This window comes from Streptomyces sp. NBC_00234, assembly GCF_036195325.1.
GTDB lineage: Bacteria > Actinomycetota > Actinomycetes > Streptomycetales > Streptomycetaceae > Streptomyces.
This window is the reverse complement of record NZ_CP108101.1, coordinates 4218816-4239759: the sequence shown is the minus strand read 5'-3', so window position 1 is coordinate 4239759 and position 20944 is coordinate 4218816. Positions and strand designations below refer to the sequence as shown.

Here is a 20944-nt window from a genome sequence, read left to right as displayed (position 1 = left end):
GGTGCTGTGAGCCGCGGCGGGTCCGGACTCCCCCGGACCCGCCGTACTACCTACCCGCGTACACCGGATCGGCCGGGAGCCGGACCGCGAACACCGTGTTCCCCGGCACCGACCGCACCTCCACCCGCCCGTCGTGCGCGGCGACGACGGCCTGCACGATGGCGAGCCCGAGACCGGTGGAGCCCGCGTTGCGCGAGCGCGAGGCGTCGCCCCGCGCGAACCGTTCGAAGACGTGCGGCAGCAGCTCCGCCGCGATGCCCGGCCCGTCGTCCTGCACTTCGAGCGTCACCCAGGGGTGGCCGGCGCCCGCCGAGCGGACGCGCACGGTGACCGTGGTCCCGGGTGGGGTGTGGGTGCGGGCGTTCGCCAGGAGGTTGATCAGCACCTGATGGAGCCGGGTCGGATCGGCCCGCACGGACGCGGGAACCTCCGGCAGCTCAAGACGCCAGTGATGCTCCTCCTCCCGCGCACCGCTCTCCCCGGCCCGCCGGGCGACACGCGCGTCGCTCACCGCGTCGACGACGAGCGGCGACAGATCGGTGCTCTCGTACGAGAGCGGACGCCCCGCGTCGAGCCGGGCCAGGAGCAGCAGGTCCTCCACCATCCCGGTCATCCGCTGCGCCTCCGACTCGATCCGCCCCAGCGCGTGCCGGGTGTCGGGGCCGGCGTCCTCGCGTCCGCGCCGGGTCAGTTCGGCGTAGCCGCGTATCGAGGCCAGGGGAGTACGCAGTTCGTGGCTGGCGTCGGCGACGAACTGCCGGACCCGCGTCTCGCTCTCCTGACGCACCTCCAGCGCCGAACCGACGTGCCCCAGCATCCGGTTGAGGGCGGCGCCGACCTGCCCGACCTCGGTGCGCGGATCGGCCTCGGCGTCCGGCACCCGCTCGGCGAGGTCCACCTCACCGCTGTGCAGGGGGAGTTCGGAGACCCGGGTCGCGGTCGCGGCCACCCGGCGCAGCGGGCGCAGGGCGACGCCGACCATGGCGGGGCCGGCGATGGCGGCGGCGACGAGTCCGGCCGCGGTGACGCAGACCTCCACGAGGATCAGGGCGGTGAGATCGCTGCGCACCTCGTCGGCGGGGATGCCGACGAGAAGCGTGCCCCCGTCGGACGTACCGACGGCCTCCACGCGGTAGCTGCCGAGGCCCGGCAGATCGACGTCGTGCACCCCGGAACCCACCTCGGCCCCGGCGCTCTCCAGCGCCAAAGACTCGGCGCCGGTCAGCGTCCTCGTGTTCTCCTGCGCGCGCTGCCCCTGGTACTCGACCACCTTCGACTCGGTGACCGAGCCCTCGTCGACCACGGCGCCGACCGTGCCGAAGGGCTGGCCGCCCATCCCGACGAAGCCCAGCGGCCCGGTGTCCTTGATCCCCGCGGGGGCGGGCGCACCGGGCGGCCGTTCGGCCCGTACGGCGATGGAGTGCAGCTGGTCGTCCAGCTTGCCGTACATATAGCTCTGGAACGCGATGGCGGTCACCGAGCCGATGACGGCGGCCACGACCGCGATGAGCGACACGGCGGACACGACGAGCCGGGTCCGCAGGGTCCACGGCTTCCGTACCCGGCCGGCCACCCGCACGCGCCTACTCACCAGGCTTGATGAGATACCCGGCCCCGCGGCGGGTGTGGATCATCGGGGAACGCCCCGCGTCGATCTTCTTGCGGAGGTACGAGATGTAGAGCTCGACGACGTTCGCCTGACCCCCGAAGTCGTAGTTCCACACCCGGTCCAGGATCTGCGCCTTGCTCAGCACCCGGCGCGGGTTGCGCATCAGGAAGCGCAGCAGCTCGAACTCCGTCGCCGTGAGATGGATCGACTGCTCGCCCCGGCTGACCTCGTGACTGTCCTCGTTGAGCACCAGGTCACCGACCACGAGCGTGGAATCGCTCCGCGCCGCGGCGGCCGTGCCCGACCGGCGGATCAGCCCGCGCAGCCGTGCCACGACCTCCTCCAGGCTGAACGGCTTGGTGACGTAGTCGTCGCCCCCAGCGGTGAGCCCGGCGATGCGGTCCTCGACCGAGTCGCGCGCCGTCAGGAACAGCACCGGCACGTCGGAGAGCTCCCGGCGCATCCTGCCGAGGACGGCGAGCCCGTCCATGTCGGGCAGCATCACGTCGAGAACCACCGCGTCGGGCCGGAAGTCGCGCGCCGCGCGCACGGCGGCTGCGCCGTCCCCTGCGCTGCGCACGTCCCAGCCCTCGTACCGCAGGGCCATGGAGAGCAGCTCGGCGAGCGGAGCCTCGTCGTCCACCACGAGTACGCGGACCGGGTTGCGGTCCGGCCTGAGCAGTTCGGTACGCCCCTGGGGCGAGGTCGTCGTCGTCATGGCCCCACCCTGCGAGGTGCCCCTGAGAGACCTCTTGCGCGTTCCTGTGAATTCCCTGAGAAACGAACGGGTCACGGGATCCCGGCCCGTACGCCCGTTTCTCAGCCGAACAAGGCGTCCGCGTTCCCGTGGCACACGGCCCGCAACCACGCGTCGCCCAGCTCCAGGCGCTCCAGAGCGTGCAGTTGGTGGACGTACGGATAGGGGATGTTCGGGAAGTCCGTGCCCAGCAGAATCCGGTCCCCCAGATCCGCGAGCCGCCCCCGTTCCCCGACGGGGAAGGGGGTGAACTCCTCACTGAAGTCCGTGAACGCCATCGTCGTGTCGAGCCGCACCTCGGGGTACGTCTCCGCCAGCGCCAGGAAGTCCGCGTACTCCGGCATCCCCATGTGCGCCACCACGAGCCGCAGCCGCGGATGCCGTGCCAGCAGCCGGCCCACCGGTTCCGGCCCGGTGTACAGACCGGGCGCGGGACCGGACCCGCAGTGGATCACCACCGGAATCCCGGCTTCCGCGAGCAGTCCCCACACGGGCTCCAGCAGGGGGTCGTTCGCGTCGTAGGCGCCGACCTGGAGGTGCGACTTGAACACCCGGGCGCCCGCCTCGACGGCCTTGCGCACGTATCCCTCCACGCCCTCCTCAGGGAAGAAGGTCGCCGTGTGCAGACAGTCGGGCACCCGCTCCGCGAACTCGGCCGACCAGCCGTTCAGCCAGGCCGCCATACCGGCCCGGTGCGGATAGATCATCGAGGTGAAGCGGAGCACCCCGAACGACCGCAGCAGGGCGAGCCGTTCGTCCTCGTCGTGCCGGTAGGCGATCGGCCACTCCATGCCGGTCAGCGGCCCCACCGAGTCGAAGTACGCCCACACCTTGCGAAGCACCTGCTCCGGCATGAAGTGCGTATGGACGTCGATGATCCCGGGAAGCCCGAGCCGCTCCCAGAACCGCACGACATCCGCGCTGTCACCCGTCACGCCCGCAACCCCGCCCACGTCCGCCACCTCTCTCGCACCAGCCCGTCCCGCAGCGTTCCGACCCTCTCAGAACAGCCCGTCCTGCACCCCGCCGCCCCCGATATCGACGACGGGCACCCCGACCCCCGCCCGCGCGTCGGCCCCCGTGAGATCCCACCCGGTGACCAGCCGGGTGTCCAGCACCACGACACCGCCCGCACCGGTCTCCAGATGCAGATCGGGCCCCGCCGCCGCCACCAGCCGCCCAGCCACCACACCCCCGTCGACCAGCCCCGTCACCGCCCGTGCCACCTCCGTCCCGCCGAGCCCGAACAGCTCCCCGTGGTCGACGGCCTCGAACGGCAGGCGCTCCAAGGAGTCCGGCCACCCGCCCCCTTCGAGCGCCGCGGCCCGCCCGTACGACTCGGCCACCTCGGCGGCCCGCTCCCCGACTCCCGGCAGCATCCCCCGCACCGCCCGCTTCCTGGCGTACGGAATCCGGTCCGGCACCCCGAGCGCGGCCCGCAGCACTTCCTCCGTGCGCCGGGCGGCCATCAACGGCCCGCGCCCCAGCCAGCTGAACACCACGGCCCCCTGCTCCCGCAGCCGCGCCGCACCCCGCTCCTCGGCGGTGATCCCGACCTTGACCATCCCGGGCCCGAACCAGGCGAGGTAGACGCGGTACGTGCGGGGGTCGTCGGCGATCGTGTCGGCCGCCACCGAATGCGCCCGGTCCAGCCGCGCGCACTCCGGACAGCGTGCCCCCGTACTGCGCGCCGGCACCACGGCAGCCACCGGACACACGTTGCCCCGCGCCCCGACGCAGGTCCGCTCCCCGAGGGCCCGGAAACCGAGCTCCTTCCCGTACGAGAGGACACTCACCCGCCGGACATCCGCAGCCCCGCCCCTGCGCCACCCCAGCTCGGGCCCTTCGTCGGGCCACCGCAGACCGGTGCACCGCCATCCCACACGCATCCCCCCGCACTCCACGGATCGACTTCGGAGCACCCACGGTAAGGGCGCCGCGGGTGGTGCATCCTGGTGCGATGACCGGTCTCCGTATCGAACAGCCTGTCGGCGACGCCATGCTCACGGACTGGCAGCACGTCCACAACGTGACCGTCCCGACCCACTTCCTCTCGCTCGACGACGTCCGCGAGCGCGTCCGGCGCAACCACCTGGAGGTCGCCTACCTCGACGACGTCCTCGTGGGCTGCACGACGGTCCGCCCGCCGGAGAGCGACTCCTCCACGGCCACGGTGATCGCCCGCGTACTCGCCTCCCACCGCGGCCGGGGATACGGCGCGGAGCTGTACGCACGAGGTCTGGCCCAGGCACGGACCCTCGGCGCCCAAACCTTCGAGACGGTCGTCCTGGCCTCCAACACGGACGGTCTGCGCTTCGCGCGGAAGCACGGGTTCGTCGAGTTCGAGCGCTACCTGCTGGACGGCGAGAGCATCCACTGGGTCACCCTGCGACACGAAGGAGACGACGCATGACCGTGGACGAGGCGCAGCCTTCACCCGCGGCGGTACGCCCCCTCAGCTGCCCCGTGGGACCCGTCATCGACATCGTGTTCAGCCGCTGGACCACACCGATCCTCCTGAACCTGAACGAGTACGGCCGCCAGCGCTTCGTCGAGCTGGAACGCCGCATCGGCACGATCACCCCCAAGGTGCTGACCCAGCGCCTGCGCCAGCTGGAACGCGACGGCCTCGTGGAGCGCACGTACTACCCCGAGGTCCCGCCCCGGGTGGAATACGAGATCACCGAACTGGGCCGCAGTCTGGCCCCCCTGTTCGCCACCCTGGCCACCTGGGCGACCACCAACCTGCCCAAGGTCGAACAGGCCCGCCTGACCTACGACGCCACCGATCACTGACGTCCCGGCGGCACATCCGCCGGGACGAACAGGCTCAGCCGATAGGTCGTCGGCCGCTCCAGCCGCCCGCACAGCGTGTCCACCCGGACGGCCGACCGGTCGATCTGCCGCTCGGCCCGCAGGCGCTGCATGTGGGCGCGCAGTTCCGCCTGATCCCGGGTCTCCAGGAGCACGTCCCACCGCCCCGCCCCGGGCCCGAACCGAACGGCATCCCGCCGCCCCCGCTCCCGCTCCTGCTCCCGCCGCTTCCGCTTCCCCGCCATCAGCGCATTATCGCGACCCCGCGCTCGGCAGGGCGGGCTTCGTGCCTACAACTCCGGCCAGGTGTGCGGCTCGATGTAGGCGTGCCACCCACGGAAGAACCAGTCGGCAAGGTCCGACAACCGTTCGATGCACGCGGCGTAGTACTCACCGGGCTCCGGCCGGGGAAAGTCGGGATGGCTCGTCCAGTCAGGCACCTCGGTCGCCACCTGGTAGTACCCCTCGGCAAGCCACCGGGGAAGGTCCTCGGCGGCCTGCGTGCGCTCACAGACCTCACGCAGGGAGCGCTCGAGCCGCGAAAAGGCGTCGCGGTCCCAGCGGAGGTCACCTCGCAGCTGCATCAGGAAACTGCCCGGCTCGCTGCGGAACTCGTGCTCCAGGGTCCTCAACGCTTCGTCCATGGCAGGCATGGTCCCAAATCCGCTGCCGCGCACACGCGGCGGACCGCGAGGCCAACAGGTCGTGGATCCTCAGCAGTTGTCCCCCAGCCCGGTCCAACGCGCCTCAGACGCGACGGACCCGCCAGAGCCATGCCGCCGTGCCGACGAGCAGAGCGAGCATCGCCAGGTTGGCCAGAAGGGCCGGAGTGTCACCCGCCGGGCCTCCGCTGGACAGGTTCCAGGTGGCGATGACAGCACTCGGCAGGACGGCGGCAAGCAGCACGCCGGTGGTCTTCTGAACGGCGGCCCAGTGCACCGAGGTGCAGAGGAGTATCGCGCCGACGACGCGGAACAGGACGCCGATCTGCGGCCCGGGGAGGTCGGGGAAGACCATCATGAAGGGCAGCGAGAGGGTGAGCATCAGGAGCGGGACCAGGGGGTGCACCTTGCCACGCCGGGCGGGCGCGCCGGCACCGTCCCGGGCCGATGCCCCGGTGGCCACGTGCCCCGCCTCGGCCAGCGCCGTCGCCGCGATCATGCGGGGGTCACCCAGCTCCGCCAGGACCTCGCCGATCGCGGCATCGGGGCGTTCGGCGCGCGTCACCTCGATGTGTTCGGCGAGGTCGGCGAGGAGTTCCTGGCGCCGGTCGGCGGGAAGCGCGGATGCCTCGCGCTCGACGGCGGAGAGATAGTCGCGTACGGGATCGGCAGAGGTCTTCATGCGGGGTCTCCGGTGGAAGGGTGCGGCGTGGTCAGGAAGGCGTCGACGGCGTCACGGAAGCCGGGCCAGACGCGGGTGAACTCGTCGAGCGCGGCCCGGCCGCTGTCGGTGAGCGCGTAGTAGCGGCGGGGTGGTCCGGAGGCGGACTCCTGCCAGGTGGTGGTGACCAGGTCGTCGCGACGCAGCCGGGAGAGCAACGGGTAGACCGTGCCCTGACTGGTGGCCAGGGCGCCGGAGTCCTTCAGGGCGTGGAGGAGTTCCACGCCGTAGCGGGGGCGGTCCCGCATCAGGGCGAGCACGCAGTACTCCAGGACGCCCTTGCGCAGTTGGGCGGCTGCCCGGGCCTGCTTGGTCGAATCACCTGGTTCCATGCGATGCAAGATACCTGGTGGGGCAAGAGGATGGGAAGAGGGGCCCTCCGGGTCCTCACCGGGCCGTGCCGCCGCGCAAGTGGAAGGGACCGGGAAGCCTTTGGCCACGGATACGCTCTGCCGATGTCGAATCAGTCAGTGGCGGCGGGCGTCGGTCTCGCCGGAGTGATGGCGCACTGCGGCGGAAATCCGCTCATCGCCGTGGAACTCCTGGTGGGGGCGATAGCCTCCGCACCGGCGTCCCCGGAGCCCTATGCGGCCCTCGCCGAGCTGTGGCGGGACCGGCGCCCGGAGCTGGAGGCGGGTCTCGAAAGAGACAGTTCCCTGAGCGCCCTGCCTGCGCAGGCGCACTTCCTGTTCCTCAAGGGGGACATGGATGACGCGGCGATGACCCTCGGTTCGGTCACGGGGGCGCGGCCCGACGTGGCGTGGGGCGATGCCCCGTGGTTCGGCGATCCCCGCTTCCTCGCCGCGGTGAGTGCCGAGGCGCTGGCCGAGGCGTGTCTGCGGACCCTGGACTACGGCCACGACCTGGACACCGACGAGATGCGTGAGCGATTCGCGGCCTGGTTCCATGCCATCGACATGGTGTCCCAACGGAGCCCCGTGCCGGAGTCGCTGGCCGCCATGGCACGGCTGCCCCGGGCCTGCGGCCACTACGACCTGTCCTTCGCCCTGTGCGACCGCGCCGACGCCGACGAGCGGGTCATGTGGACCGCGGTCGCACGAGCGGCCACCTGGCGCGTGATGGGCGACCTGGACCGGGCCGCGGCAGCCTTCGAAGACGCCCTGACGCTGGAGCCCGACAACTGGTCCCTCTACCTGGACCTTGCCGACGTACGGGCCGAGCAGGGTGATTTCGCCGCCGCCGTGGACCTCGCCGAACAGGGCCTGCACCACGAACCGCACGAAGTCGCCCTGCGCGCGGCGGCTACCGCGTACCGCACACGCCTGTCCGGCTCGCCCGACGACCTGCGGGCCCTGATCGCCCTGGCGCCACAGCTCGCGAACGCCTCCTACCGGAACCTGCTGATCGACTACGCGTGCGCCGGGCCGGGGCTGCCCCCGACCCTCGTCACCGAGACTCTCCGCCTCCGCAAGAACTGAACAGGCAGCCTGCCGCACCGCACCAACGCGAAAGGCCCTCAGGATTTCCCCTGAGGGCCTTCGGCCTGCTGTGCACTCGGCGGGATTCGAACCCGCAACCTTCTGAGATCCGTAGGCGGGTGCGCCGTTGAGGCCGGCCGGCCTCTCGCGGGAGAAGTCTTGCTGCCGATGTACACGGCCGTTGATGTCAGGCGCTGATACCAGGCCCGCCGGCACCGCGGAACATCAATTCACCACGACGTTGTCCCCGGACGACGTCGACGGCCCGGTGGTGGTGTTGCCGTAGTACACCCAGCGCCACGTACCCGTCTTGGATGCCTTCACGGTCGTCCTGAGATCACCCGAGTCGTTCGCGTACACCTTCTTCACCGTGGCGTAGGAGGCGGCGCCGGCAGGCTTGAACTGCAGGCTCACCAGACGGCCTCCGTAGGAGGCGTACTTCCTCGTCTCCCAGTTGGCCCGCGTGACCTTTCCGGTCACGGTGATGGTGCTGTCCTTGGACACCGGTTCGGGCGAGGCGTTGACGGTCAGGCGGGAGTTGCGCTGGACGTGGACCGTCAGACCCTCGTCGTCGGTGTCACCACCGCCGCCCGTGAAGTACACCTCGGCCGCGACCTTCCAGGCCCCGGCCTCGCTGTTGCGCATGTCCCATACGCTCGGGTCGAAGTACATCCTCTCGTTGAAGTCGCAGACGCCCGGGCTCACCTTGATGCAGTCGCTCGTCTCGACGGCGTGCCACAGCCGATCACTCGCACCACCGCGGTACAGGAACACCGCCGGCCACTTCCACGTGTGCGTGGTCGCCATCCGGAAGGAGGCGGGCACCGCGACCTCCTTCGACACCCCGATCACGATCGGCTTGCCGCCGTTCACCTGGACACGGGTGAACGAGACCCCGCCCTCGGCCGCCCCTGCCGGCACCGCGGCCACGGCCGTGAACACCGCCGCCGCGCCACCGGCCACGACGACTCTCCAGACCTGCTTCCGCTTCCCCACCTGATCCCCAAACTCCGCACGGAAAGGCACCGAAGGCTCATTCCTCCAGCGCCTTACAGACAGTCGGCATCCACACGGGGTTGTACACCCGCGCATCACGATGGGGCATCCCCAGTCATGGGGTGGAGCGTGGTGCACGCGTCAGCGACTCACGCTCCCGGACACCCGCCTGAATCGGATGCTCACCATCCTGTGTCGGGACGCAACGGTGCGGCGAGTGCGCGTGCACGACCTGCGGTACACCTGCGCTTCGCTGCTGTACGGGCAACGCGAAAGGCCCTCAGGATTTCTCCTGAGGGCCTTTGGCCTGCTGTGCACTCGGCAGGATTCGAACCTGCAACCTTCTGATCCGTAGTCAGATGCTCTATCCGTTAAGCTACGAGTGCCTGCCGTTGGTGTTACCCGCTGGCTTGCCTCCCGGGCTTTTCTGCCCCGTCGGCGTTGCGAGAACAACATTACATGACCTGCGCCGTCACGCGAAATCCATTAGCTCCACCAGCCCTGAGCTGCGGAAACAGCGCATCGGGGGCGTTGCGGGACGGGGCTTCCGTCACCCGTACGGAGCCATCGGAGCCCGGGAACGGCCGAAGCCCCGTGCCAGGGGCACGGGGCTTCGGGTCGGAGCGGAGGCGGAGGGATTTGAACCCTCGATGGGCTTTAAGACCCAAACCGCATTAGCAGTGCGGCGCCATAGACCGGACTAGGCGACGCCTCCAGCACACCCCGCGCGAGCGCGAGTGGTGCGTGCAGATGATGACACAGACGAGCGCGCTGTCACCAATCGCCGCCCACGGTACTAGGCGAGCGGGTGCCAGGGCAAAGCACATAGCCGTTGCGCATCGTCGGAGCGTGCGGAGCGTTAGAGGGAGCGGGGGCGCGGCCCCCGACCGCCGTCCGTCGTGTCCAGAGCACTGGAGCCCCGCATGCTGCGTCGTCTCGCCGTCACCGCCGTCGCCTCTCTCGCCGCACTGTCCGCCGCCGCGCCCGCGGCGACCGCCGTGGCCCCGGTCCCCCCGCTGCTGCTGCCGCTCCCCTTGTTCCTTCAGGACGGCCAGGACGGCCACGAAGGTCAGGACGGCCCCGGTGCCCAGGACGGTCTGCAGGACCCGTGGGCGCGCGGGGCCGAGGCGCCCGCGATGCGTATGACCGTGACCGTCTCGGACTCCGGGGACCCGGCGGCCGACGGCACGTTCGAGCTCCTCTGCGGCCCGGCGGGCGGTACCCACGCGAGGGCGCAGGCGGCCTGCGACCGGCTCGCGGAGGCGGAGGCGGCGGGCGAGAACCCGTTCCTGCCGACGCCCGAGAACGGGATGTGCACCCAGATCTACGGCGGCCCGGCAACCGCACGGATCGTCGGGACCTGGCAGGGACAGAACTTCTCCGCGTACCTGAACCGGGTGAACGGCTGCGAGGTCTCGCGCTGGAACAACCTGATTCCGGTACTGCCCGCCCTCTGACGGCCCTCCCGCAGGACCGGTCGCCCGGCGTCCGCGCACGTCACACGGTGCGCGGACGGTCACATGTCACGCCCCCGGTGTACACGGCTCGCACAGAACCTTGGTGAGAGCTCCCCCTCATAGACCGCCCTGCTGCCCTCCCCTGCCTTTAGACTCCTCCAGTGACAGCCTGCGGCCCGAGGGGCAGGATGGGGCCCGCTGTCGGCAAGGTGCGGTAATCAGGGAGGAAGCGTCGTCGTGAGCAGCAGGCCATCCCGAGGCGCTGCTCGCCTCGCAGCCATACTCGACGCCCTCCCGGACGGGCTTCTGCTCGTCAATTGCAACGGCACGGTCGTCAACGCCAACACCATCGCCCTCGAAATGTTCGAGACCCCGGGCACCGCGCTCGTCGGGCGCGGACTGCTCGATCTGCTTCCGGAGTTCGACTCCAAGCTGATTCCGGGGTCGATGCGCCGGCCGGAGGCTGCGGACGAGCAGGGCAGGACCAAGCCGACGCGGATGACCGCGCGGCGTACCGACGGCATCGAGTTCCCGGCGGAGGTCACCAGCGCGAGTCTGGACAGCGGCCAGGCCGGGTACAACGACATCCACTCCAGCTACACCGGCGACGAGCTGCTGATGCTGGTCGTACGCGATCTCTCGGGCACCGTGGACACCGAGGCCGAACTGGCCCGTTCGCAGCGCCAGACCGAGATGATCCTGCGGGCCGCGTCCGAGGGCGTCGTGGGTACGGACACGGACGGCCGCGTCGTCCTCGTCAACCCGGCCGCCGCTCAGATTCTCGGCTTCCGTGCCAGCGACCTCGGCGGCAAGGAACTGCACCCCCTGATCCTGCACTCGCGCGCGGAGGGCGAGCCCTTCCCGTACGAGGAGTCCCCGCTCGCCGACACGCTCAAGTCCGGGCGCAAGCACCGGGTGCGCGGGCAGGTGCTGTGGTCCAGGAGCGGCGCGCAGGTGCCGGTCGACCTCACGACCGCGCCCGTGCGCGACGGGGACCAGCTGGTCGGCGCGGTGATGACCTTCACCGACCGCAGGCCGTACGAGGAGCTCACCGAGCAGCACACGGCCGAGGTCACCGAACTGACCGGGAGCCACACCGCCGAGATCGCCCGGCTCACCGAGGCCCACGCCGCGGAGGTCGCCGAGCTGACCGAACGCCACGCGGCGGAACTCGCCGACCGTACGGAGCGCTACGCCTCCGAGCTGGAGAAGCAGACGGACCTCGTCGCCGGGCTGAGCTCCTGGCACGGCCAGCTGACCGCCGTACTCGGCGAATCCCTGCGCGGCCCGCTGGAGGAACTGCGGGGCGAACTGTCCACGCTCGCCGCCGACCCGGCCGGCCAGCTGTGGCCGGAGGCCAACCAGATCCTGCACCACCTGGCCGCGGGCTACGCCCGGATGACGACGCTCGTCGACAACGTGCTGGGTTACCAGCGGCTGGACTCGGGCGCGGAGGGCCTCACCAAGATCCCCGTACTGCTCGACGGTGTCGTGACGGCCGGTATCGACGGCGCGGTGGAGCTGATCGGGCCCGGGCGCGCGCAGTTCGCGGTGCACGCTCCGCCGATCGAGGCCGAGGTGGACCCGGTACGGCTGGCGACGGCGCTCGCGCACCTGGTCGCGGACGTCGCCGGTGTCGACTCGACGGGCAAGACCCGGCTGGTGCCGGGCGGCGGTTACGTCGACTCGACGGTCGTCGTGGCAGCCGCGCAGCGCGGTGACGTCGTACGGATCGAGGTGCGCGGGCCGTTCGCCGGGGGAGACCCGGTGCACGAGCCGATCGTGCGCGGGATCGTACGGGCGCACGGCGGTGTGCTCCAGACGCACGAGATGCCGGGCATGAGCGGCAGTGCGTACGTACTCGAAGTACCGCTCGGAACGGGCTCCGGCGCGATCGCGCCCCCGCCGGTGGAGACCGTGCCCGCGGCGCAGGAGACCGTTCCACAGGACCAGGGCGTCACGAGCGGTGGCCGGCGCAGGGCGCGCAGGTCGTCGACGGACGCCTTCCTGGACAGTCCCGTGAGCGGCTCGGAGACCACGGACACCGGTGCGGCGGAGCCGACCGGGCGGCGCAGGGCGCGGCGCGGACCCGCGGCGCCGGATTCCGCTGCCGCCGAGCAGCCCGGCGAGCCGGGTCCCGGCGGGCCGAACGGGGGTTCCGGGCGCAGGCGCGGACGGCCCAGCCCGGCGGAGACCGGCGCGGCGGAGACCGGCGCGGTGGAGACCGGCGCGGTGGATCAGCCCGAGGCCCCGCAGGGGCAGCAGGGCCAGGGGCAGCAGGGCCAGCCCATGGGGCAGGCCCTGGCGCTGCCTGCCGTCGCCTCGGCTCCCTCCTCGCCTTCGGCCCCTTCCGAGGGGTCCGTTGTCACGGCCGCCGAGGGTGCGCAGGGCGGCGGTGGCCGTCCACAGCTCGGTCAGACCGTGCCGCCGCAGGGCGTGCCGTCGGGCGCGCAGGTGCCGGTCTCGCCTTCGGGCCGTCGTGCGCGACGGGACGGGGAGCCCCAGCCGGCCCTTCCGGCGCTCGCCTCACCCCAGCCCCAGCCGTCCCCGGACGGGGCATCGACCGGATCACCGGCCGCGGACTCCCACGCCTCGCAGCCCGGTGGACGGCGGGCGCGCCGCGCGCTGTCGGCCGCCCAGGAGCGTGCCGCCCAGGCCGAGCCCACGGGGCCGCGCACCGCGTTCGCGCTCCCGCCCGCCGACGCCGACCGGGTTCAGCCCGTGGCCGGGGCGGCCGGCGAACCGTCGCCGGAGCGCCACGACGCCGTACACACACCGCCGGACGCCGACCACACCCCGCCGCAGGCGCACCCCGTGCCGTCCGGCCGTCGCCGGGCCCGCCGGCCCGTCGGACCGGAGGAGCCGGGCCACGCGTCCACGCCTCCCGGCTGGGGACAGGACGGCACCTCGGGCCAGGGGCTGGCCGCCCTGTCGGTGGACGCCGACGCGCCCGACGGTCCGCCCGTCGACGAGTCCTGGGCCGGCCCCGGCCGGACCACGCACACCACCGGGGTCGTCCCGGCCCCCGCCGGGGTCCCGGCGCAGGAGAGCACGCCGCCTGCCGCACCCCACCCCGCCGACGCCGCCGGCCCCGCACAGGACGTGCGGCGCCAGCCGTTGCCCGCGGAAGCACCGATGCCGGCGTCCTCGGATTCCACGCAGGGGCGGGCGTTCAGCGTGCGCACGCTGGGGCAGGGTGTGCCGTTCGCACAGCACCTCGCGCATCAGCAGAACCAGAGCCTCGGCGGCGCGGGACGGCGCCGCAAGCTGGCCGCCCCGCCGGAGGCGGAGCCTCCGGCACCGCTCGTTCCCCCGCAGACCGGGGCCCCCGGCACCGCCGACCAGACCAGCACCCCCACGCCCACCCAGGGGGGCGGCACGAAGGGCCCGGGCTCGGGTCAGCTGCTGTCGACCCCGGTGGCCGCAGGGCGCGCGTACGCCATAGGGGCGCCCGACAGGGGCGCGGCCGAAGGGCCGGAGCCGCTGGACGGCCCCGGTGGCGCGGTCGAGGTCGCCAACCGCCCGCAGCCCCGTCCCGTCGACGACGAGCTGCCCCCGGAGCCGCTGGACAATCCCCGACGGCTGCTCGTCTGGCCTGCGCCCGACGTCTCGACCCAGCAGGCGCTGAGCGACCGCGGTTACCGCCCGGTGATCGTGCACTCCCGCGAGGAGGTCGACGCCCAGATCGCGGCGTTCCCCGCCGCGCTCTTCGTCGACCCGCTGACCGGCCCGATCACCCGGACCGCCCTCCAGTCGCTGCGCCGGGCGGCCGTGGCCGCCGAGGTTCCGGTGCTGGTGACGGCCGGGCTCGGGCAGGCGACGCGCGAGGCGGCGTACGGCGCCGACCCCGCCGTACTCCTCAAGGCACTCGCCCCGCGCGACAGCGAACAGCATCCGCCGCGGGTGCTCCTGATCGAGGAGCACGAGGAGATCGCGGTGGCTCTGACGGAGACGCTGGAGCGCCGCGGCATGCAGGTCGCGAGGGCGGCGGCCGACAGCGAGGCGGTCGAGCTCGCCACCCGGATGCGGCCGAACCTGGTGGTGATGGACCTGATGCAGGTACGCCGTCGGCGCGCCGGGATCATCGACTGGCTGCGCGCGAACGGCCAGTTGAACCGCACACCCCTGGTCGTCTACACCTCGACCGGTCTGCATCAGTCGGAACTGTCCGGGCTGGGCTCGGGGGAAACCGTTCTCTTCCTGGCCGAACGCTCCACCAGCGACGAGGTGCAGTCCCGCATCGTCGATCTGCTGGCGAAGATAGGCACCAACTGACGCAGGGGCGCCACGCGCGCATACGAGGAGGGCGGTACGGGAAGTCCCGTACCGCCCTCCTCGTCGTACGGATCAGATCTGGGTGATGTCCAGCTCCCCGTCCGCGTACTGCTTGCGGATGACCTTCTTGTCGAACTTGCCGACGCTCGTCTTCGGGACCGCCGGAATGATCGTCCAGCGCTCCGGCAGCTGCCACTTGGCGACCGACTGGGCGAGGAACGCCTTCAGCGAGGCGTAGTCGGCGGTGGCGCCCTCCTTGAGGACGACGGTGGCGAGCGGGCGCTCGCCCCACTTCTCGTCGGGGACGGCCACGACGGCCGCCTCGGCCACGTCCGGGTGTCCCATCAGCGCGTTCTCCAGATCGACGCTGCTGATCCACTCCCCGCCCGACTTGATGACGTCCTTGGCCCGGTCGGTGAGGGTGAGGAAGCCGTCCTCGCTGATCACACCGACGTCGCCGGTCTTCAGCCAGCCGTCCTCGCTGAACTTGTCCTCGGGCCGCACGTGCTCGCCGTCCGAACCGCCGTAGTACGCACCGGCGATCCACGCCCCGCGCACCTCCAGCTCACCGGCCGACTCGCCGTCCCAGGGCAGGTGCTCGCCGCCGGGGCCGACCAGACGTGCCTCGACACCGGCGGGGAAGCGGCCCTGCGTGATGCGGTACGGCCATTCCTCCTCGGCGGTCAGCCCGGCGGGCGGGTTGGCCATGGTGCCGAGCGGCGAGGTCTCCGTCATGCCCCAGGCGTGGCAGAGGCGGACGCCCAGCTTGTCGTACGCCTCCATGAGGGAGGGCGGGCAGGCGGCGCCACCGATGGTGACGCTGGCCATCGAGCTGAGGTCGCGCGGATGGGCGGTGACCTCGGCGAGCAGCCCCTGCCAGATGGTGGGAACGGCGGCGGCGTGGGTCGGCTTCACGCGCTCGATCATGTCCGCGAGCGGCGCGGGCTGGAGGAAGCGGTCCGGCATGAGCATGTTGACGCCGGTCATGAACGTCGCGTGCGGCAGGCCCCACGCGTTCACATGGAACTGGGGCACGACCACGAGGGTGGTGTCCTTGTCCGTCAGCCCCATCGACTCGGTCATGTTGACCTGCATGGAGTGCAGGTAGATGGAGCGGTGGGAGTAGACGACGCCCTTGGGGTCGCCGGTGGTGCCGGAGGTGTAACACATGGCGGCGGCCTGGCGTTCGTCCAGCTCGGGCCAGTCGAAATCGGTCGGGCGGCCGGCCAGCAGCTCCTCGTACTCGTGCACGCGCGGCGCGATGCCGCTGAGCGCCGAGCGGTCGCCGGGGCCCGAGACGATCACGTGCTCGATGGACGGCAGGTGGGGGAGCAGCGGCACGAGGAGGGGCAGCAGCGAACCGTTGGCGATCACGACCTTGTCGTCGGCGTGATTGACGATCCAGACCAGCTGTTCGGCGGGGAGCCGGAGGTTGAGCGTGTGCAGCACGGCGCCCATGGAGGGGATCGCCAGATACGCCTCCACGTGCTCGGCGTTGTTCCACATGAGTGTGGCGACCCTCTGGTCGCCGTCGATGCCGAGCTCGTCGCGCAGGGCGTGGGCCAGTTGCCCGGCGCGCGCGCCGATCTCGGCGAAGGTACGGCGGTGCGGCTCGGGTTCGCCGGTCCAGGTCGTGACCTGCGACTTCCCGTGAATGGTCATCCCATGGGTCAGGATGCGGGTGACAGTCAGCGGTACGTCCTGCATGGTGCTGAGCACGGCGTCCTCCCGGTGGGCGCTACGCGGCAGTAATGTTCCGCTGATTCTGCGCACATACCGCTCGGTATGTCACTACTCCCGCGCGTACGAATCGGCATCGGCGGGCACATCCGCTCCTCCCGGGACGGTCCGCCCTTACCGGACCGGGGTCAGCTCCGGGTCCTCGCGGAGTTTGCCGAGGGCCCGCGACACTGCGCTCTTGACCGTACCGATGGACACCCCGAGCACCTCGGCCGTCTGGGCCTCGCTGAGATCCTCGTAGTAGCGCAGGACGACCATGGCGCGCTGCCGGTCCGGAAGCTTGAGGACCGCACGCCACATCGCGTCGTGCAGGGACTGCTGCTCGGCCGGATCGGGGGCCGGTACGGTCTCCTGCTCCGGCAGCTCGTCGCAGGCGAACTCGTCGACCTTGCGCTTGCGCCACTGCGAGGTACGCGTGTTCACCAGGGCCCGGCGGACGTATCCGTCGAGCGCCCGGTGGTCCTCGATCCGCTCCCACGCGACGTACGTCTTGGTGAGCGCGGTCTGCAGCAGATCCTCCGCATCGCTCGGATTCGCGGTGAGCGAGCGGGCCGTCCGCAGCAGTACGGGCCCCCGCGCCCGTACGTACGAGGAGAACGACGCATAGGGCGAGCAGGTCGGGTGTCCGGCGGCGGCAGCGACTGGCCTGGAGGCGCCGGTGCAGACTGGCGTGGTCATATGTCCACGCTAGGAGCGGTCGCCGCCGAGGGGATCGGCCCCAGGTCCCGAAGCGGCGTCCGCCTCAGGTTGTAGGGGCGGGGCGGGCCCGACCTCCTGAAGGTGGAGGGGCCGACCACCCGTGTCAGGGTCCGCCCCCGAACAGGACAACGGCGGGCCCGGACCCGCCGGCGCCGCTCCGCCGGAGGTCCGCCGCGCGGCGGAGTCAGTCGTCGGTGCCCAGGATCAGCCCCGAGGTGGGGACGCCCGTACCGGCCGTGACCAGGGTCCTGGCCGCACCGGATATCTGGTTCACCGAGGTGGAACGGATCTGCCGGACCGCTTCCGCGATGCCGTTCATCCCATGGAGATACGCCTCCCCCAGCTGCCCCCCGTGGGTGTTCAGCGGCAGCTCGTCGCCCGCGACGAAGTCGGCGGCCTCACCCGGCCCGCAGAAGCCGAACTCCTCCAGCTGCATGAGGACGAACGGAGTGAAGTGGTCGTAGAGGATGGCCACGTCGATGTCGGCGGGCGACAGCCCGGAGCTGCGCCACAGCTGCCGGGCCACGACTCCCATCTCCGGCAGTCCCGTCAGCCCGTCCCGGTAGAAGCTGGTCATCTGCTCCTGGGCCCGCCCCGCCCCCTGGGCCGCGGCGACGATCACAGCGGGCGGACGGGGCAGGTCCCTCGCCCGCTCGGCGCTGGTCACGACGATCGCCTGACCGCCGTCGGTCTCCTGGCAGCAGTCGAGCAGCCGCAGAGGTTCGACGATCCAGCGCGAGGCGGCGTGATCGGCGAGGGTGATCGGCTTCCCGTAGAAGTGCGCCGCCGGGTTCGTGGCGGCATGGCGTCGGTCGGTGACCGCGACGTGCCCGAAGACCTCCGGGGCCAGGCCGTAGGCGTGCAGATAGCGCTGGGCGGCCATCGCCACCCAGGAGGCGGGGGTGAGCAGCCCGAACGGGAGGTTCCAGCCGAGCGCCGCCCCTTCGGGAGTGGGCTCCCGCTGCTGCACGCCGGAACCGAATCTGCGCCCGGAGCGCTCGTTGAACGCGCGGTAGCAGACGACGACATCGGCCACCCCGCTCGCCACGGCCAGCGCCGCCTGCTGCACGGTGGCGCACGCGGCCCCGCCGCCGTAGTGGACCCGGGAGAAGAACGAGAGCTCCCCGATGCCGGCCGCCTGCGCGACCGTGATCTCGGGGCTGGTGTCCATGGTGAAGGTGACCATTCCGTCGACATCGGCGGGCGTCAGCCCGGCATCGTCGAGAGCGGCCCGCACGGCCTCGACGGCCAGCTTCAGCTCGCTGCGCCCCGAGTCCTTGGAGAACTCGGTCGCCCCGATCCCCACGACCGCGGCCTTCCCGCCGAGCGAATCGGCCCTGCGCACACTCATGACGCCACCTCTCGCGAGGGCCCGGCGTCCGGCAGGGCGAGGGTGACCCGGCCGGAGACATGGCGCCCCAGCCCGTTGGTCCCCACGACCTCCACCTCCACGACCTCGCCGGCCTCGCCGGTCCCGGCCGGGTCCGCCGGACCCTGGACCGCGACCACCGTGCCGGTCAACACCATCGTGTCTCCCGGGTAGTTGGGAGCCCCCAGCCTGATGGCGACCTTCCTCAGCACAGCCGAGGGACCGAAGCGGTCGGTGACGAAGCGGCCCACGAGACCGTTCGTCGTGAGGATGTTCATGAAGATGTCCGGCGAGCCCTTCTCCCGTGCGAGCTCGGCGTCATGGTGCACGTCCTGGTAGTCGCGCGAGGCGACGGCCCCCGCGACGATGAGGGTGCGCGTCACCGGGATCTCCAGCGGCGTCAGCTCCTCGCCCACACACGGGCGCCCCCCTGCCTCTCGGGTGTTTCCCTGCCTCATGTCGGCATCTCCTCCTCCGCCAGCAACCGGCCCAGTTCGTCGAGCACTTCACTCCCACATCCCAAGTACGCGTCGAGCTGGCGCCCCCACAGGAAGTGCCGGTGGACCGGATGCTCCAGGTCGGCGCCCGTCCCGCCGTGCAGGTGCTGTCCGGCATGCACGACGCGGCGACCCGCCTCCGACGCCCACCACGCGGCCGTCAGCGCCTGCGCCCCGTACACCAGCGAGTGATCGCGCCGCCACGCCGCCTCGTACGCGGTGACCCGGATCGCCTCCGTGTCCATGTGCGCGTCGGCGGCGCGCAGCAGTACCGCCTGGTTGGTGGAGAGCGGACGGCCGAACTGCTCGCGGGTACCGGTGTGTTCGACGGCGCGCGCGAGCGAACCGGCCGCCACCCCGGCCTGAAGCCCCGCGAACGCCGTACGGCTCGTCGCCAGCACCGAGGCGTAGGCCCCTGCCCCGCCTAGCCTCTCCCCGGGCGCCCCGTCCAGGACGAGCCGCGCCGCCGCCCACGGCGCCGTCGTCTCCACGGGCCGCACCCACACCCCCCGATTCGCGATGCCCACCATCCACAGCCCCCGGTCCGAGTCCGGCACGAGGACATGCGTCGCGTCCCGCAGCCACGGCACGTACGGCACGGTCCCGCTCAGCCGCCCGTCGCCACCGGCCGACCGGAGACCGTCCCGGGCGGGAAACGCGCCCGTCGCCACGGCCGTGCCGTCCCGCAGCGCCGGCAACAGCCTCTCCCGCTGTTCCGCCGTACCGTGCTCGCCGACCGCCAGCACCCCGTACACGCAGGTCGCGGCGAAGGGCACCTGCGCGGTGGTCCTGCCCTGCTCCTCCAGGAGCAGCACCAGCCCCAGCAGCCCGATCTCCTCGACCGCGGCGGTCAGCCCGGCCGCGCACAGCTCCTTCCACAGCTCGGCGTCCGTGCCCGTCCCGGCCGCCGCCAGTCGCTCGTGCGTCGACAGATCCGCGAAGATCCGTGCGGCCAGCCCCTGCGCCGCCGCCTGCTCCTCCGTAGGCGTGAAGTCCATCTCAGCCCTCACTCCCCCGGAACACCGGAAGCTCCAACTCGGGATCCGTCCGCAGGAATTCGAGCCGGACCGGCATACCGGGCCGCACCTTGTCGGACGGCACCCCGATGACGTTGCTGACGATCCGCACCCCCTCGGCCAGCTCGACCAGCGCCACCGCGTACGGCCCCGGCTCCTCGGAGCTGCTGAAGGCGGGGAAGGGCGGGTGATGCATCACGACGTAGGAGAAGACGGTGCCCTCGCCGCTCGCCTCGACGGTGTCCCACTCCTGGCAACCGCACTCGTTGCACCCCGGCAGCCAGGGAAAACGCAGCGTGGCGCATTCGGTGCAGCGCTGGATCAGCAGCTTGTGCCCGGCCACGCCTTCCCAGAATCCCGCGTTGTCCCGGTTGATCACCGGGCGCGGTCGCAGACTCCTGGCACTCCGCTTCCCCTGCGCGGGCCGGTACTTCAGGATCCGGAAACGATGCGTCCCGGCGGGCTCCCCGTCCGCACGGACATCCATCCGCGTCGTGACGAAGTACCCCGTGCCCAGCTTGGTCGTCTTCCGCCCGGAGACCGACTCGATCACCGCGTCGAAGGTGATCCGGTCGCCGGGGCGGAGCGGGCGCAGATACTCCTGCTCGCAGTCGGTCGCGACCACCGAGGTGCAGCCGGCGCCGTCGAGCAGGGCGAGCAGCTCGTCGTACGCCCCGGAACGGTCCGCGTGCCCCGAGAGCCCGCCCATCGTCCACGCCTGGAGCATCGTCGGCGGGGCGATCGCGTCCGGCCCCTCGTACGCCGGGAGGCGGTCCCCCATCGCCTCGCACCAGTGCCGGATCATCGCCCGGCTGACCACGTCCTTGCCGACGCCCGCGGTGGCCGCGGCCCGCCCCTCGTACTCCTTCATGCGGGAGTACAGCTCGTCCGGC

General features: G+C 71.8%; 20 protein-coding genes and 2 tRNA genes. 5 read left to right on the top strand and 17 right to left on the bottom strand.

All coding sequences use genetic code 11. The features are described 5' to 3' along the window. Positions 1–46 precede the first annotated feature (46 nt). The 4 genes from OG230_RS18555 to OG230_RS18540 form a co-directional block, all read right to left on the bottom strand. Complete coding sequence (locus OG230_RS18555) at positions 47–1591, bottom strand: ATP-binding protein (RefSeq protein WP_328904851.1); 1545 nt, start codon at positions 1589–1591, stop codon at positions 47–49. Next, a complete protein-coding gene (locus OG230_RS18550; RefSeq protein ID WP_328904850.1) occupies positions 1584–2327 on the bottom strand; it encodes a response regulator transcription factor in 744 nt (247 codons plus the stop codon). Before OG230_RS18550 ends, OG230_RS18555 begins: the two co-directional genes overlap by 8 nt. Positions 2328–2428: 101 nt before the next feature. Next, the gene (locus OG230_RS18545; RefSeq protein ID WP_443051333.1) at positions 2429–3319 is read right to left on the bottom strand and encodes an amidohydrolase family protein; all 891 of its coding nucleotides are present in this window, start codon (positions 3317–3319) and stop codon (positions 2429–2431) included. 48 nt (positions 3320–3367) lie between these two features. Continuing rightward, a complete protein-coding gene (locus tag OG230_RS18540) occupies positions 3368–4255 on the bottom strand; it encodes a DUF2797 domain-containing protein (protein WP_328904849.1) in 888 nt (295 codons plus the stop codon). A gap of 71 nt (positions 4256–4326) precedes the next feature. Between OG230_RS18540 and OG230_RS18535 the strand changes: the two genes are divergently transcribed. Next, entirely contained in the window at positions 4327–4779 is a 453-nt protein-coding gene (locus OG230_RS18535; protein ID WP_328904848.1) for a GNAT family N-acetyltransferase, read from the top strand. After that, positions 4776–5162: a winged helix-turn-helix transcriptional regulator gene (locus OG230_RS18530; protein WP_328904847.1), complete on the top strand. Its 387-nt coding sequence runs from the start codon at positions 4776–4778 to the stop codon at positions 5160–5162. Before OG230_RS18535 ends, OG230_RS18530 begins: the two co-directional genes overlap by 4 nt. On the opposite strand, the gene OG230_RS18525 is transcribed toward OG230_RS18530, so the two are convergent. The 4 genes from OG230_RS18525 to OG230_RS18510 all read right to left on the bottom strand — a co-directional run bounded on the left by OG230_RS18525 (position 5156) and on the right by OG230_RS18510 (position 6895). Next, positions 5156–5425: a hypothetical protein gene (locus tag OG230_RS18525; RefSeq protein WP_328904846.1), complete on the bottom strand. Its 270-nt coding sequence runs from the start codon at positions 5423–5425 to the stop codon at positions 5156–5158. The two genes, OG230_RS18530 and OG230_RS18525, sit on opposite strands and share 7 nt — an antisense overlap. A gap of 45 nt (positions 5426–5470) precedes the next feature. Continuing rightward, a complete protein-coding gene (locus OG230_RS18520; RefSeq protein WP_328904845.1) occupies positions 5471–5824 on the bottom strand; it encodes a hypothetical protein in 354 nt (117 codons plus the stop codon). A 103-nt stretch (positions 5825–5927) separates the two neighbouring features. Continuing rightward, positions 5928–6524 carry an HAAS signaling domain-containing protein gene (locus OG230_RS18515; RefSeq protein WP_328904844.1) on the bottom strand — a complete coding sequence of 199 codons (597 nt, stop codon included), beginning with the start codon at positions 6522–6524 and terminating at the stop codon, positions 5928–5930. After that, complete coding sequence (locus OG230_RS18510; RefSeq protein ID WP_328904843.1) at positions 6521–6895, bottom strand: PadR family transcriptional regulator; 375 nt, start codon at positions 6893–6895, stop codon at positions 6521–6523. The genes OG230_RS18515 and OG230_RS18510 overlap by 4 nt, the downstream gene beginning before the upstream one ends. Positions 6896–7018: 123 nt before the next feature. Here OG230_RS18510 and OG230_RS18505 point away from each other — a divergent pair, with 123 nt between their 5' ends. Beyond that, complete coding sequence (locus OG230_RS18505) at positions 7019–8002, top strand: tetratricopeptide repeat protein (protein WP_328904842.1); 984 nt, start codon at positions 7019–7021, stop codon at positions 8000–8002. 225 nt (positions 8003–8227) lie between these two features. Here OG230_RS18505 and OG230_RS18500 read toward each other — a convergent pair whose 3' ends face one another. The 3 genes from OG230_RS18500 to OG230_RS18490 form a co-directional block, all read right to left on the bottom strand. After that, on the bottom strand, positions 8228–8965 hold the full coding sequence (locus OG230_RS18500) for a hypothetical protein (protein WP_328911439.1): 738 nt from the start codon (positions 8963–8965) through the stop codon (positions 8228–8230). A 346-nt stretch (positions 8966–9311) separates the two neighbouring features. Continuing rightward, a tRNA-Arg gene (locus OG230_RS18495) sits at positions 9312–9384 on the bottom strand. 238 nt (positions 9385–9622) lie between these two features. Beyond that, a tRNA-Ser gene (locus OG230_RS18490) sits at positions 9623–9713 on the bottom strand. 208 nt (positions 9714–9921) lie between these two features. Between OG230_RS18490 and OG230_RS18485 the strand changes: the two genes are divergently transcribed. Continuing rightward, positions 9922–10455: an SSI family serine proteinase inhibitor gene (locus OG230_RS18485; RefSeq protein WP_328904841.1), complete on the top strand. Its 534-nt coding sequence runs from the start codon at positions 9922–9924 to the stop codon at positions 10453–10455. Between the two features lie 237 nt (positions 10456–10692). Continuing rightward, positions 10693–14730 (top strand): response regulator, encoded by a 4038-nt coding sequence (locus OG230_RS18480; RefSeq protein WP_328904840.1) that lies wholly within the window; start codon positions 10693–10695, stop codon positions 14728–14730. A 72-nt stretch (positions 14731–14802) separates the two neighbouring features. On the opposite strand, the gene OG230_RS18475 is transcribed toward OG230_RS18480, so the two are convergent. The 6 genes from OG230_RS18475 to OG230_RS18450 all read right to left on the bottom strand — a co-directional run bounded on the left by OG230_RS18475 (position 14803) and on the right by OG230_RS18450 (position 20922). Beyond that, a complete protein-coding gene (locus OG230_RS18475; RefSeq protein WP_328904839.1) occupies positions 14803–16449 on the bottom strand; it encodes a long-chain fatty acid--CoA ligase in 1647 nt (548 codons plus the stop codon). A 135-nt stretch (positions 16450–16584) separates the two neighbouring features. Next, positions 16585–17148, bottom strand: a complete 564-nt coding sequence (locus OG230_RS18470; RefSeq protein WP_328904838.1) for a SigE family RNA polymerase sigma factor — start codon at positions 17146–17148, stop codon at positions 16585–16587. Positions 17149–17353: 205 nt separating this feature from the next. Further along, positions 17354–18520: a lipid-transfer protein gene (locus OG230_RS18465; RefSeq protein ID WP_328904837.1), complete on the bottom strand. Its 1167-nt coding sequence runs from the start codon at positions 18518–18520 to the stop codon at positions 17354–17356. After that, the gene (locus tag OG230_RS18460) at positions 18517–18996 is read right to left on the bottom strand and encodes a MaoC/PaaZ C-terminal domain-containing protein (protein WP_443051332.1); all 480 of its coding nucleotides are present in this window, start codon (positions 18994–18996) and stop codon (positions 18517–18519) included. The genes OG230_RS18465 and OG230_RS18460 overlap by 4 nt, the downstream gene beginning before the upstream one ends. Beyond that, on the bottom strand, positions 18993–20033 hold the full coding sequence (locus OG230_RS18455; protein WP_328904835.1) for an acyl-CoA dehydrogenase family protein: 1041 nt from the start codon (positions 20031–20033) through the stop codon (positions 18993–18995). Before OG230_RS18455 ends, OG230_RS18460 begins: the two co-directional genes overlap by 4 nt. Before the next feature lies 1 nt (position 20034). Next, positions 20035–20922, bottom strand: coding sequence for a bifunctional MaoC family dehydratase N-terminal/OB-fold nucleic acid binding domain-containing protein (locus OG230_RS18450; RefSeq protein ID WP_328911438.1), 888 nt, complete (start codon positions 20920–20922; stop codon positions 20035–20037). Positions 20923–20944: the final 22 nt, after the last annotated feature.

Excerpts from the sequence above, each read along its gene's own strand:
- OG230_RS18550 (WP_328904850.1), bottom strand. The coding sequence starts at position 2,327 with ATGACGACGACGACCTCGCCCCAGGGGCGTACCGAACTGCTCAGGCCG.
- OG230_RS18540 (WP_328904849.1), bottom strand. The coding sequence starts at position 4,255 with ATGCGTGTGGGATGGCGGTGCACCGGTCTGCGGTGGCCCGACGAAGGG.
- OG230_RS18470 (WP_328904838.1), bottom strand. The coding sequence starts at position 17,148 with ATGACCACGCCAGTCTGCACCGGCGCCTCCAGGCCAGTCGCTGCCGCC.
- OG230_RS18465 (WP_328904837.1), bottom strand. The coding sequence starts at position 18,520 with ATGAGTGTGCGCAGGGCCGATTCGCTCGGCGGGAAGGCCGCGGTCGTG.
- OG230_RS18505 (WP_328904842.1), top strand. The coding sequence starts at position 7,019 with ATGTCGAATCAGTCAGTGGCGGCGGGCGTCGGTCTCGCCGGAGTGATG.
- OG230_RS18485 (WP_328904841.1), top strand. The coding sequence starts at position 9,922 with ATGCTGCGTCGTCTCGCCGTCACCGCCGTCGCCTCTCTCGCCGCACTG.
- OG230_RS18460 (WP_443051332.1), bottom strand. The coding sequence starts at position 18,996 with ATGAGGCAGGGAAACACCCGAGAGGCAGGGGGGCGCCCGTGTGTGGGC.
- OG230_RS18510 (WP_328904843.1), bottom strand. The coding sequence starts at position 6,895 with ATGGAACCAGGTGATTCGACCAAGCAGGCCCGGGCAGCCGCCCAACTG.
- OG230_RS18535 (WP_328904848.1), top strand. The coding sequence starts at position 4,327 with ATGACCGGTCTCCGTATCGAACAGCCTGTCGGCGACGCCATGCTCACG.
- OG230_RS18455 (WP_328904835.1), bottom strand. The coding sequence starts at position 20,033 with ATGGACTTCACGCCTACGGAGGAGCAGGCGGCGGCGCAGGGGCTGGCC.
- OG230_RS18520 (WP_328904845.1), bottom strand. The coding sequence starts at position 5,824 with ATGGACGAAGCGTTGAGGACCCTGGAGCACGAGTTCCGCAGCGAGCCG.
- OG230_RS18450 (WP_328911438.1), bottom strand. The coding sequence starts at position 20,922 with ATGAAGGAGTACGAGGGGCGGGCCGCGGCCACCGCGGGCGTCGGCAAG.
- OG230_RS18515 (WP_328904844.1), bottom strand. The coding sequence starts at position 6,524 with ATGAAGACCTCTGCCGATCCCGTACGCGACTATCTCTCCGCCGTCGAG.
- OG230_RS18525 (WP_328904846.1), bottom strand. The coding sequence starts at position 5,425 with ATGGCGGGGAAGCGGAAGCGGCGGGAGCAGGAGCGGGAGCGGGGGCGG.
- OG230_RS18530 (WP_328904847.1), top strand. The coding sequence starts at position 4,776 with ATGACCGTGGACGAGGCGCAGCCTTCACCCGCGGCGGTACGCCCCCTC.